General features: G+C 56.3%; 10 protein-coding genes and 1 pseudogene. 1 reads left to right on the top strand and 10 read right to left on the bottom strand.

Translation table 11 applies throughout. The features are described 5' to 3' along the window. Positions 1–179: 179 nt before the first annotated feature. The 4 genes from rlmB to hemH form a co-directional block, all read right to left on the bottom strand. Positions 180–944, bottom strand: coding sequence for a 23S rRNA (guanosine(2251)-2'-O)-methyltransferase RlmB (rlmB, locus tag FLS37_RS04605; protein WP_157314824.1), 765 nt, complete (start codon positions 942–944; stop codon positions 180–182). 202 nt (positions 945–1146) lie between these two features. Beyond that, complete coding sequence (locus FLS37_RS04600; protein ID WP_198314483.1) at positions 1147–2511, bottom strand: ATP-binding protein; 1365 nt, start codon at positions 2509–2511, stop codon at positions 1147–1149. 43 nt (positions 2512–2554) lie between these two features. After that, positions 2555–3253 (bottom strand): response regulator transcription factor, encoded by a 699-nt coding sequence (locus FLS37_RS04595; protein ID WP_157314757.1) that lies wholly within the window; start codon positions 3251–3253, stop codon positions 2555–2557. 69 nt (positions 3254–3322) lie between these two features. Beyond that, entirely contained in the window at positions 3323–4429 is a 1107-nt protein-coding gene (gene hemH / locus FLS37_RS04590; RefSeq protein ID WP_157314756.1) for a ferrochelatase, read from the bottom strand. 189 nt (positions 4430–4618) lie between these two features. Here hemH and pgk point away from each other — a divergent pair, with 189 nt between their 5' ends. Further along, the gene (gene pgk / locus FLS37_RS04585) at positions 4619–5851 is read left to right on the top strand and encodes a phosphoglycerate kinase (RefSeq protein WP_157314755.1); all 1233 of its coding nucleotides are present in this window, start codon (positions 4619–4621) and stop codon (positions 5849–5851) included. 323 nt (positions 5852–6174) lie between these two features. On the opposite strand, the gene FLS37_RS04580 is transcribed toward pgk, so the two are convergent. From FLS37_RS04580 to FLS37_RS04555, 6 genes and pseudogenes are all read right to left on the bottom strand, one after another. Next, positions 6175–7005, bottom strand: a complete 831-nt coding sequence (locus tag FLS37_RS04580) for an RHS repeat-associated core domain-containing protein (protein WP_157314823.1) — start codon at positions 7003–7005, stop codon at positions 6175–6177. A gap of 146 nt (positions 7006–7151) precedes the next feature. Further along, entirely contained in the window at positions 7152–7454 is a 303-nt protein-coding gene (locus FLS37_RS04575; protein ID WP_198314482.1) for a DUF2218 domain-containing protein, read from the bottom strand. A 296-nt stretch (positions 7455–7750) separates the two neighbouring features. Next, positions 7751–8248 (bottom strand): annotated as a pseudogene (locus FLS37_RS17095) (ABC transporter ATP-binding protein); the annotation flags it as partial. A gap of 3 nt (positions 8249–8251) precedes the next feature. Continuing rightward, on the bottom strand, positions 8252–9334 hold the full coding sequence (locus tag FLS37_RS04565; protein WP_157314753.1) for an iron ABC transporter permease: 1083 nt from the start codon (positions 9332–9334) through the stop codon (positions 8252–8254). Next, a complete protein-coding gene (locus tag FLS37_RS04560; protein ID WP_157314752.1) occupies positions 9331–10452 on the bottom strand; it encodes an ABC transporter substrate-binding protein in 1122 nt (373 codons plus the stop codon). The genes FLS37_RS04565 and FLS37_RS04560 overlap by 4 nt, the downstream gene beginning before the upstream one ends. 78 nt (positions 10453–10530) lie before the next feature. Beyond that, positions 10531–12507 (bottom strand): TonB-dependent receptor domain-containing protein, encoded by a 1977-nt coding sequence (locus tag FLS37_RS04555; protein WP_157314751.1) that lies wholly within the window; start codon positions 12505–12507, stop codon positions 10531–10533. Between the last annotated feature and the right edge of the window lie 69 nt (positions 12508–12576).

Below are 12576 nucleotides of genomic sequence, written 5' to 3'. Positions count from 1 at the left end.
TTACCCTCCAGAATGGTGTAGTGCTGACAATCTGGATTTAGCACAAGGCATGCCAAGTTATAACTAAGGGGTATTTCCATGTAGATCAATATCCAATTGAGCTACAGGGCAATACCCCTTTATTATAAACTGGATGAAATTGCTTGCGCACCGAGTTGGCGCGCCAAAGTGAAACAATATTACGTAGTTGGTGCGCTTTTCTTCGCCGCCGCGAGGCGTTGACGACGGCTTTCCGACAGTACAATCCCCGTCGCCACTGACACATTCAGGCTTTCAACCGAACCGAACATCGGAATCGACACCAGCGTATCGCACAATTCGCGCGTCAGGCGGCGCATGCCGTCACCCTCGTTACCGAGTACCCACGCCACTGGGCCAGTCTGATCATAACTAAAGAGATCGCAAGAGCCTTCGGCATCGGTGCCGACAATCCAGATGCCGCGCTCTTTCAGATCACGGATCGTCCGCGCCAGATTCGTCACCATCACATACGGAACGACTTCGGCAGCACCGCAGGCCACTTTCGACACCGTTGCGTTAATGCCGACGCATTTGTCTTTCGGTGCAATCACCGCGTGCACGCCCATTGCATCCGCAACGCGCAGGCAGGCACCCAGATTGTGCGGATCAGTAATGCCGTCCAGAATCAGCAAAAATGCCGGTTCGTCCAAATCGTCGAGCACATCTTCAATCGACAGATAGCTGCGCTCGGTATCGATCATCGCCGCCACGCCCTGATGGCGCACGTGGCCAGCCAAACCATCGAGACGGTCGGACGACATTGGTGTGACTTTCTGGTCAGCGTCTTTGGCGGCTTTGAGCAGATCTTTCATCCGCGGATCGGTACGCTCGCTGCTGACATACAACTCCAGCACGCTATCGGGAAAGCGGCGCAAACGGGCGGTAACGGCGTGAAAGCCGTGGATGATTTTCTTTTGCATAATGGACAAAGCCGGACATTCTAAAAGCTGCGATTTTACGAGGTTTTAGCCAAAAAATCCTGAATAGATTTGGATCAGAGCCAATAAGCTGCTGGCGTTCAACCGAGTGCCAGCACTTACAGGGGCGCGGCAGGCTGGCATGGCACGTCAAATCAAGCGCAGCACTGAGCCCCACTGAAAACTTTGATGCACCAGCCGATGTGGGTCAAGCCGTGGCGAGATTTTTTGGCAGAACGACGTGGACAATCAGGCCATGCGGCACCGCATCTTTCAGCTCGACCTTGCCGCTGTGGCGCTCGACAATCTCGCGCACAATCGCCATCCCCAAGCCGCAACCGTTGCCGGTTTGTTCACGGCGGAAGAAGCGCTCGAAAACCCGTTGCTTGTCGGCATCGGGAATGCCGGCGCCATTGTCTTCCACGTCAACGATATACTGCTGCTCGTTTTCTGTTAGCCGCACTGTCACACTGCCATCGCGCGGGATATATTTGATGGCGTTTTCCACGAGATTGATAAATAGCTCACGCAGCAAGGCTGAATTGCCTTCAATCCACGCTTCGCTGACCAGGCAATCGCAACCCAGATCGATGCGCGCAGCCAGCGCGCGCGGCACCAGCTCGCCAGTCAGATCACGAATCAGGCGCGCCAGATCCATTTTGACTTTCGGAATACCATTGAGGCTGCCAGGCTCGGAGCGCGCCAGTGTGAGCAACTGATTCACCAGATGAATACTGCGTGTTGCACTGGTGTGCACCATATTCAGCCGGTCGCGCAGCCCTTCTGGGCTGTTCTCACGCATGGCCAGCTCGGTCTGCGATTTCAAACCTGCCAGCGGTGTACGCAGCTGATGCGCCGCGTCGGCAATAAAACGACGCTGGCGATTCATGCTCTCTTCAGTGCTGGCCAGCAATTGATTGAGCGCGCTGGATAATGCGTTTAATTCTTCGGGCGCATTGTCCAGCGACAAAGGCGATAAATCCTGCGCCTGCCGGGTTTCCACCAGCAGCTTGAGGGTGCGTAGTGGTTTTAGACTGTGGCGAACACCAAACCAGACCAGCACGCTGACCAGTAAGAGCATCGGCACCAGCGGCAGCGCCATATTCAGCAGGTAGCGCTGAAAAGCCTTCGACTGGGCGGCGGTATCTCTGGCGATTTCGATCTGTATAGCGGGCAGATTGCGGTTAGCGAGTTGCTGGATATGCAGTACACGATGCGGCTCATTCGCAACGGTCACTTCATGAACTTCATGAATAGTAGCGGTGTTTTCGCTCACTTCGCTGGCAAACGCGTGCAGCGGCTGCCCCAGAATCGTCTCCTCGCCCACTTTTACGGCCAGATGTACATTTTCATCGGCTACGGCAGCAAAGAGCTGGCGACTTTGTGCAGTCAGCGCTGCAAGATCTAGGCTCTGTTGCTTGTCGGGAGCTGATTGTGCAATTTGTAGCGATTGTGAAATCTGCTGGGCGATGACGCGGCCAAGGCGCATCAGCGCCGCGTCATTGCTTTCATTGGCAAAATGAAATGAGGCCAGATAAATGACCGCTGCCCCTGCTGACCATAAGGCAAGCAAGGGCAACACGGTCCATAACAAAATCTGGCGCTGTAAAGATTGCTTAGTTACTTGCATCCGCGGCCAAAGGTTGCTGTTTTTCAAGGAGGTAGCCCAGACCACGAATTGTGCGGATTACAACACCACATGGTTCCAGTTTCTTGCGCAAGCGGTGTACGTACACCTCGATAGCATTCAGACCCACTTCGGCATTTTCATTGCCCAGCTCGCTTACGATTTGTTCTTTGGTCACGACACGGTCGATATTGGACATCAGAATTTCCAGTACCGTTAGTTCGCGAGCGGACAAATCGAGCGGAGAATCATTGCACCATGCGCGCTGACCTGCGCGATCCAGGCGCAGATTGCCCAGCTGCTGTACCGATTGCGGCAAGATCTGGCTACGGCGCAACAAAGCACGCAGACGCGCTTCCAGCTCGGAAAACTCGAAAGGTTTGGTGAGGTAATCGTCCGCACCAGCATCCAGGCCTGCAACGCGCTCGTCCAGGCCATCCAGCGCCGTCAAGATCAGGATAGGCAAGGAAGGTTTATGCTGGCGCACATTGCGCAATACAGTCAGACCATCCATATTGGGTAGGCCAATATCGAGCACCACGGCGTCGTAGTCGTTGTGCAGCAAGATTTGCAGGGCCAGAGCGCCATCATTCACGCAATCGCACTGAAATTCGGCTTGTGACAAGCTGGTTTTCAGCGCATCGGCCAGAATCAGATCGTCTTCAGCCAGAAATAGACGTGTAGCCATTGGTAATTCCCCTTTTTGTAAGAATAAACTTACCGCAGAGTGTAGCGTTAATTTCTGTAAAGCCCAAGATCATTTTTGTAAGCCTAAAGACCTGGCTGCGATATCCCTTTGTTCCAAAAGGGTTTTGTCATTTCTGGTAGATTTACCGTTTGTCAGCCAACTTGTCAGCTCGCGGGAAATCAGCCCGGAAAGACCGGAAATCCACGCGGGATGATCATTCAAACACGGAATGAAAGCATACTTCTGCCCACCAGCGGCCAGATAATCGTCGCGCCCTTCCATGGCAATTTCTTCCAGCGTTTCTAGACAATCGGCTACAAAGCCGGGGCAAATGACGTCAAGCTGACCCAATTTCTGTTTGGCCAGCTGGTGCAGCACGGCGCTCGTATAGGGCTTTAACCATTCGGCCTTGCCAAAGCGCGACTGGAACGCCACCGTGTACTGCCCTTTTTCCAGCTGCAGCGCCTCTGCGAGTAAGCGCCCTGTTTTGTAGGCGTGGCAATGGTAAGGGTCACCCTTGTCCAGCGTATAGCGAGGAACACCATGAAAGCTCATCAGCAAATGATCGCCCCGGCCATTACGCTGCCAATGCTCGCGTACGCTTTGCGCCAGCGCATCAATATAAGCCGCATCATCATAAAATGGTGCAACCATGCGCAGAGCGGGTTGAAAACGGGTTTTCTGCAATACGCGCGCCACTTCGTCAAACACACTGGCGCTGGTACTGGCCGCGTATTGCGGATACATCGGCACCACGACCAGATGCTGGCAGTTTTGCGCCTTCATTTTCAGAATCTGTGCTTCAATCGATGGATTGCCGTAACGCATTGCGTAATCAACGAACAATTCGCCTTTGAATTGTTCGCCCAAAGTCCCTTTGACCAGCTTGGCCTGCTTTTCAGTCCAGACGCGCAGCGGCGAGCCATCCTTGGTCCAGATACTGGCGTACTTGGCTGCGCTTTTTTTGGGGCGGATATTCAGAATGATGCCATTCAGAATCAGCCACCAAATCGGCCTGGGGATTTCAACCACGCGCGGATCGGATAAAAACTGCTTTAAATACGGACGGACAGCTTTGGCCGTGGGCGCGTCGGGCGACCCCAGATTCACCAACAGGACGCCAATCTTGCTTGGGTTGGCGTGCGAAAATTCCGGCTCAGGATAAAAACGGGGCATAAAGCGTCTCGGGGCAAGTCAGAAGTGTTCGCTATCATAGTGGATTTTAAGGCTTGGGTTTTCAGTCCACGCCGTTTTTGCCCGCAATAAAAGCCAAAACACTGCAGAAACTTTAATCCGCGTCAGCTTCAATCCCTGCAGACACGGTACAATTGGCTTTTGTTCACTTCACCATTTTTTGGGGACTCTATGGCTAAGCTGTTTATTGAAGATCTCGATCTCGCAGGCAAACGTGTACTGATTCGTGTTGACTTTAACGTGCCGGTAAAAAATGGCGTGGTGGAAAGCGACAAACGTATCCGTGCGGCGCTGCCAACGATTCGCTACGCCCTTGCGCAAGGCGCCTCTGTGGTTCTGATGTCGCATCTGGGCCGCCCAAATGGTCAGAAAGTAGAGAAATACAGCCTGGCTCCGGTTGCCACCCGTCTGCAAGAATTGCTCGGCAGCCCGGTCACTTTCCTGGCCGATTGTGTGGGCGCCGAAGTGGAAGCCGCTTGTGCCAATCTGGCTGCGGGTCAAGTAGTCTTGCTCGAAAACGTGCGTTTCCATATCGAAGAAGAAGGCAAAGCCAAAGATGCAGATGGCAACTCGGTGAAAGCCAACCCAGCCCAAGTCGCCGCTTTCCGCGCAAGCTTGTCAAAACTGGGCGATGTGTTTGTGAATGATGCCTTTGGTACGGCGCATCGTGCCCACTCTTCAATGGTCGGTGTAGATCTGCCGCGCGCGGCTGGCTACTTGCTGAAAAAAGAGCTCGACTTCCTTGGCGAAGCAGTGAATAAGCCAGTTCGTCCATTGGTGGCGATTATTGGCGGCTCAAAAATCTCCGGCAAAATCGACGTAATTCAAGCCCTGCTGCCTAAAGTGGACAAGCTGATTATCGGCGGCGGCATGGCGTTTACTTTCCTGAAAGCGCAAGGCTATGAAATCGGCCAATCGCTGTGCGAAAACGACAAAGTTGATCTGGCGCGTGAATTGATGGCGCAAGCGGGCGACAAACTCGTTCTGCCAAGCGACACCATGGTGACGCGCGCGCTGAATTTTGATGCACGTACTTTGGATGGCTTGGTAGAAGTAAAATCCACCGCAATTCCAGCCGATCAGGAAGGCGTTGATATTGGCTCAGCCACGCGCGCTGCGTATGCTGAGATCATCAAATCAGCTAAAACTGTGTTGTGGAACGGCCCGATGGGCGTGTTTGAGATCGACGCATCTGCTGAAGGCACATTCGCGGTAGCACACGCACTGGTGGATGCGACTGCCAATGGCGCGATCACCGTGGTCGGTGGCGGTGATTCAGTCGCTGCAGTTGAAAAAGCCGGTCTAGAAGATAAAGTCAGCCATGTTTCAACTGGCGGTGGCGCTTCGCTGGAATTCCTGGAAGGCAAGGCGTTGCCAGGCGTTGAAGCGCTGAGCGAAAAATAATCACCATCACTCGTCTTCAATCCGTCGTAGTAAATAGCAATGAAAAACCTCGCCAATGCGATAATGCCGTTCACTTAAGGTCTGTTTTTATGATTTTTCGTGCCGGATAGCGCTTCGCTAGGGCTTTGACAACACGGGGGCATTTACGCTCCCGTCGTTGTTTGGGTAGTAATAATTCCCCCAGACGTTCACGAAGATGATGCAATTGTTTCGGAATCTTGCCCGGACTATTGGTCGCCAGCCAACCCCATTCATCCTTCTGTTGGCTTCCACCCCTGTTGTGGCGCATACGGATCAGGCAGCCCACTACCACCACCATGCACTCATCTGTATCGAGTACCTGTCGTACGTAATTTGGCGGTTCCAAATGGATTACCAAGTTTGCCTCGCTGGCAGTATGTAACTTGCCCATGGTATGGCGTATCTGCATTTTTTGCATGAGCAGCTCTTGTAACATCGTTACGACTTGGAATCTCCAAATAGGACGATGGATTTTGAGGATCATAGAATGTTGTTTTACCGCCGCCCATATCTGTAAGTACAACAGCTGGGCCTGTAGCTTGGCGATCTAGCCCCAAAGGATCTGTGTAGCCAATCGGATCTCCACCCACATAGGCATACGTATTAATCCCCCCCGCCAGCCCAATCGGATCTGACTGCACATACCTTCCCGTCGCTGGATCGTAGTCGCGGTAGTAGTTGTAATGCTTGCCGGTTTCCTTGTCAAAGTACTGGCCGGGGAAGCGCAGGTTGTAGACGTATTGGCCTTTGCCGCTCGGGTTTTCATTGGCGAGGTCGGCGCCAAAGGGTTCGCCGTCCCAGCGCCACAGGATGGCTTGGCTGGCGGGGTCGCTGATCTGGCGCGGGGTGTTCAGGTGGTCGGCCCAGATATAGCCGATCTGCGGGTTGGCCGGGTCGGCGGTGGGCTTGACGACCGCAACGGGCGAGTCACCCAGCCAGACGGTTTCCTGAATGGCTTTGCCGTCGGTGTAGTATTCGCCGAGCAGGTGGCCTGCGGTGTCGTAAACAAAGTAGGAGGTGACGCCGCCGCTGGTTTTGCTGACGCGCTGACCGAGCGCGTTGTAGCGATACGTTACAGTGGTATTGCCCTTCACGCTTTGAATCAAGCGGCCTGCATTGCTATACGTCTGCACCCAGCTATTGTCATTGCTGCGATTACCAGCGGCATCGTAGCTGTAGCTGGCCGAACTGGCCTCGGTGCTACTACGTAGATCCGAATTCGCTACGCTCTTTCGGACCTACGAGCTGGTGCGGATTTTCAATTGCCCGGATTTTTCAGTTAATCGGCAATAATCGGCGCATCGCCCACCACCTGCCATGGCAATGCAGGATCGGTGCTGCGGGTCATCAGTTGCAGATGATGCTCGACGACGCTTTTCAGTATTTCCAGCTGGGCTGCCTCCTGGGCACAGAGGCGCAAACGCAGCTGGTTTTCGCTGGCGGCCAGCTGCAGCTCGCCGAAGTCAAAATATGCCACGCCGTGTTCGGTATCAAAATCGACGCGGATTTTGCGGGCAAAGTGCTTGCACAGTTTAAAAAGGTATTGCTTCGCAAGGCTTGTATCTACTTGGGTTTCAACCATTACCATATCTGGGTATCTCATCATTAAGCCCGAACCAGCTGGTCGAGCACAAAAATTGGGCGGCCTTGCGAGCATTGCTCGACCCGGCCAGTAATGCCATACACTTGCGCGAGCAAATCCGGCGTGAGTACCGCCAGCGGCGCACCATCGGCGGCGCATTGGCCGTGATGCAGCACGATAATGCGGTCGCAACAGCGCAGCGCCAGATTCAGATCGTGCAGCGCCAGCAGTGCAATGCTGTTGCGCTCGCGCACATCGCGGCGGATGGCCTCCACCAGCGCTAGCTGCCAGTGCAGATCAAGCGCACTATTGGGCTCGTCCAGCAGCATGAGCTCGGGTTGGCGGGCCAGCAATTGCGCCAGCGCCACCATCTGCCGCTGCCCGCCCGACAAGGTAGAGAGCGGCCGCATTGCCAGCGCGCTCAGTTGCAATTGCGCCAGATAGCTGGCGATCCGCGCTTCAGCCTCGCGCAGTGGCAAACCCAGCGTGAGCAAACCGCCCAGCAGCAACTCGTACACCGTGAGCCCCGCAGCCTGCGGCAAGCTCTGCGGCAGCAAGGCGATACGGCGGCAGCGCTCGTCGTGCGACAAACCGGCAATGGCCTGCCCGTGCAGACTGATCTGCCCTTGTGCGCGCAGCAGGCCAGCGATGGCATGAATCAGTGTTGATTTGCCCGCGCCATTGGGGCCGATCAGCGCCGTGACGCTGCCGGGTGCCAAAGGCGCGAGTGTCAAGCCGGGAATAACAGGGGTATTGCCGCGCAAGACCTTAATATTATTGATTTGCAGACTCATACCCTAAGCCCTCCGATTCAAAATCAGTGCAATCAGTACCGGCACTCCCACCAGCGCGGTGACAATGCCAATCGGGATCAGCAGCCCCGGCACCAGCGTTTTGCTAGCAATCGATGCCAGCGAGAGCATCAGCGCGCCACAGAGCAGGCTGGCGGGCAGGAAAAACCGGTGCTGCTCGCCCACCAGCAGACGTGCGATATGCGGGCCAACCAGCCCGACAAAACCAATCGTGCCGACAAAAGCCAGTGCTACGGCGGTGAGCAGGCTCACTTCGATCAGCACCCGCCAGCTAAGCCGCTCGACCTGCACGCCCAGGCTGGCGGCATGCATAGCACCACCGCGCAATAAGGTAAGCGCCCAGGCGCGGCGCATCGCCAGCACAAAACACAGCAACAGCACCGCCGACACAATCGCCACATGCAGCAAAGTGGCACGCCCCAGATTGCCCATCGACCAGAACACAATCTGCTCCAGCGCATTGGCATCGGCCAGAAATTGCAGCAGCCAGACCAGCGCTTCCAGCGCAAACAGCAAGGCAATGCCAAACAGCACCAGCGTATCGCTCCCGCCACCATGGGCGCGGCTCAGCAGCAAAATCAGCCCGGTGGCGGCCAAAGCCAGCGCAAAGGCTCCCAGCGGCAGCAAGATTTCGTGCGGCAGGGCAAAACTCAGGTGCTGCTCGAACACAATCACCAGCGAAGCGCCCAAAGTTGCAGCGGCGGCTACGCCCAGCGTAAACGGGCTGGCCAGCGGATTATTGAGCACCGTTTGCAGCTGCGCGCCGCCCAAGCCCAGCGCACCACCAACCGCCAGCGCCATCAGCGCGTACGGCAAGCGCACGTCAAAAATCACCACGCGCAAGCTGTCGTCCATCGCCGCCGGATTAAGCAAGCCCGCCAGCACGACAGACAGGGGAAAACTGGCGCTACCGCTGGCCAGATCGGCGGCCAGACTCAGCACCAGTAGCAAAAGCAACCCAAGCAGGCACAGCACCCGCCAGCGATTTTGCTGCCGGTATTGCCGCGCTAACATGCCTTGCTCTGCATCAGCGTGCGCATCCAGCACTGCGGAATGTGTCGCACTCATAAGCCCGCCTCAATCCAGAAAGTGCCAGCCAGTGGCACCGGCTGAAAGCGCTGGTAAAACTGCTGCAGGCTGGCTTGCGGGTTTAACTGGGCAAATTGCTGCGGGTACAGCCATTTGGCCATCACCTGCACGGCAATCACATTGGCGGCGCTGTAATTAAACTGATGTGACACCGCGTAGGCGCGGACGCTTTGCACGGCTTTGAGCTGGGCAAACCCCGTGCGGCTCAGTGCGTGCCGCAAGCTGGCCTGCGCCGTGGCACGGTCAATGCCCGCGCCCAGTGCAATACGCGGGCTGCGCGGATCGCGCGCGGTGTTCGGGTTGCCAATGCCGGTGCCGATATACACTTCGGGCTGTTGCTGCAGCAAAAATTCCAGGCTCACCGTCCCGTGTGCACCGGGCACGATGGCATTGGCGATATTGTCGCCACCTGCCGCGGCGACAAAAGTGCCGAGCATGCCGTGCGTCAGCGTTTCGCAGCAGCTATTACCCAGCCCGACGCGGCTTTCCAGAAACACCGTGGTTTTGCGCGGCAGCTTAGCCAGCCCTGCTGCCACCTTGGCCATTTCGCTACGATAAAATGCCAGGTATTGCTCCGCAGCCTTCTGCCTACCTAGCACTTGACCCAATACCCCTATACTTTTTTCTGTATTGCGTAGCGGGTCTTTATTAAAATCCACATACACCACGGCAATACCGGCCTTGGACAAACGCTGCATCGTGGCCTGATCGTTCAAATCCGGCCCATGCCCGCCCAGACTGAAAATTGCCAGCTGCGGCTTGAGCGCAATGGCTTCTTCAACGCTAAAGCTCTGGCTGCTGCGCCCCAGCCGGGCAATCTGATCCAGATTCGGGTAAACCTTGCGATATTGGGCATAGCTGCCCGGGTCGAGCTGCTCAAAATCACCCAGCATGCCCACCACCCGCTTGGCCGGTAATTCCCGATCCAGAATCGCCAGACTCGATAGCATGCGCCCCTCGCCCAGAATAATGCGCTCGACCTTGGCCGGAATCGGCACCGTGCGCCCGGCCAGATCGACCACCGTAGCGGCCTGCGCCATCGTCGCAGCGAGCAATAGGCTGACCAAGGCCAGCCAGCGGTTTATTTTCAATTTCATCTTTTTGGGTTCCCAACAATGCACAAACAGGAAAGCCACCGGCACACCGGTGGCATTAGGCCAGCTTCACATCAGCCCTTAGAACTGCCAGCTCGCCTCAAGGCGCACATCACGCCCCGGTTCGGCATAGCCCAGTACCTTGCCTTGCCAGCCGTTGTAGGCGTAGGTGGCCTGATCGTAGTAATGCTGATCAAACAGATTTTTTACCGTTAGATTCAGGCGCAATGTGTCTTTGGCCAGCGGTTTCCAGCTGATAAATACATCGTGTACACCGTAGCCGGCTTTGGTTTGCTCAAGCTGAGCCCCCACCGGCAGGTAGCGCATCGATTCGACAAATCGCCCCAGCCAGCCCAGCTCGACGCGCTGCGCAGGCAGCTGATACGCCACTTTGCTCACCCAAGTACGCCCGGTGCGTGTACCCAAGCCCAGATCGGCATCGCTGAATTTGCGGCCATCAAGCTCGGGGCGGCTATCGGCCACGCTTAATCCCAGCGTGAGATCACCCCATTGGTAGCCGGCCGCCAGCTCATAGCCATCAATCGTGGCCTTACCCAGATTGCCGCGGCAGCCGCCGCGTGCGCTGGCGCAACTAAACGTCGTGATGAAGTTGTCGATCGCCTGGCGATACACATTCCCGCTCACACTCAGGCCACCCTGGCGGTAGGCAAAGCCTAGCTCGGCGTTATCGGCTTCTTCGGCCTTGATATTCGGCTGATTTTTCCACTGCGCAATATCGAGCATAAAGGCCTCTTTCAAACCCACGCCGCGCAAGGCTTTGGCGTAGCCGGCCCGCAATTGCAGCGCATCGCTCGCCTGCCAGCGCAGGCCGACGCTAGGGCTAACGCCACCACTGGCAAATTGCTGCAGATGATTATCGGTGTACTGGTAGTCGTCGTAGCGCACGCCACCGGTGAGCGTGAGTGTATTGAAATTGAGCTCACCCTCAACATAGCCACCCCAGACGCGCAAGTTTTCCCGCCCGTTTCCGGTCAGTCCGTACGGATTAGTGATGCGCTGCGCGGCCGATTTTTCCTCGCGCCAGTTCACGCCGTATTTAAGCAGGTGCTCGCCCAGCGCTTGCTTGAGCTGCAGATCGGCGCCGGTGGTGGTGAGCGTTTCGCCCCAGTTGCGGCCTTTTTTATTGGTGCGCTCGCTGTCGACTTGCGAGCGGTATACGGTGGCATTGAGCGCATCAATCCAGCCCAGCTGCTGCGCCTGATAATTGAGCGTGGCGGTATCACGATCCAGACTTTGCGGGATGGCGTCATTGGGCAGTACCGGATGGGCAAAGCCCACCATATTGGCGCGCGCCGTGCGTACGCCTTCGTCACTACTGCGCTGGAAGCTGGCCACCAGGCGCTGCTGCTCGCTCAATTGCATCCCCAGTTTGGCCAGATAATTGGCTTGCTCGGTGGCCGAGCTGGCGACAGTGTTGCCATTGCCAGCCTGATAGTCTTGCGTGCGCATCGTGGTGGCCGCCAAAAGCGCATCGACCTTGCCCACCTTGCCGTAGACATTGGCGCTACTGCGCCAGCCTTCATTGCTAAACATACTGGCAGTGACGCTGCCGCCCACTTGCTGACCTGGGCGCAGCATATCGAGCGTCGAGACGGTTTCGTAGCGGATTGCGCCACCCAAAGCACCGGGACCGGCGCTGGCCGAGGCCGTACCTTTTTCCACTTCAACACGTTTGATCAACTGCGGGTCCAGAATCAGCGCGGTCTGGTGGTGATACACCTTGCTATTGATTTGTGCGCCATCGACGCTCAGATTGAGCAAAGATTCTTCCATGCTGCGGATATACATTTTCTGCGCAATCGGATTGCCACCGCCGCCGACGCTGATTTCGGCATCCGACCGGAACACATCGCTCAGGTCTTGCGCCTGCTGGCCAATCAACGCGTGCCGAAGCAGCGTGTCATCCTGCGTTGGCGTGCTGGCACTCACCTCCACCGGAGCCAGCTGGGCTTCGTCCTGCGCCCAGGCCGGGGCGGCCAAACCCAGTGCAATGGCCAGAGTCAGCAAATGGCGGGGGAACGGCGGTTTTTGCGGCATATCAAGTCTTCCTAAAAAACGGGGTATTACGGCTAACCCGACTATCAGTTGAGAATAATTATCAATACA

Source organism: Chitinibacter sp. GC72, from assembly GCF_009760905.1.
In the GTDB taxonomy this organism is placed as follows: Bacteria; Pseudomonadota; Gammaproteobacteria; order Burkholderiales; family Chitinibacteraceae; genus Chitinibacter.
Note: the sequence above shows the minus strand (reverse complement) of the source record. Positions and strands in the feature narration are given on the sequence as shown.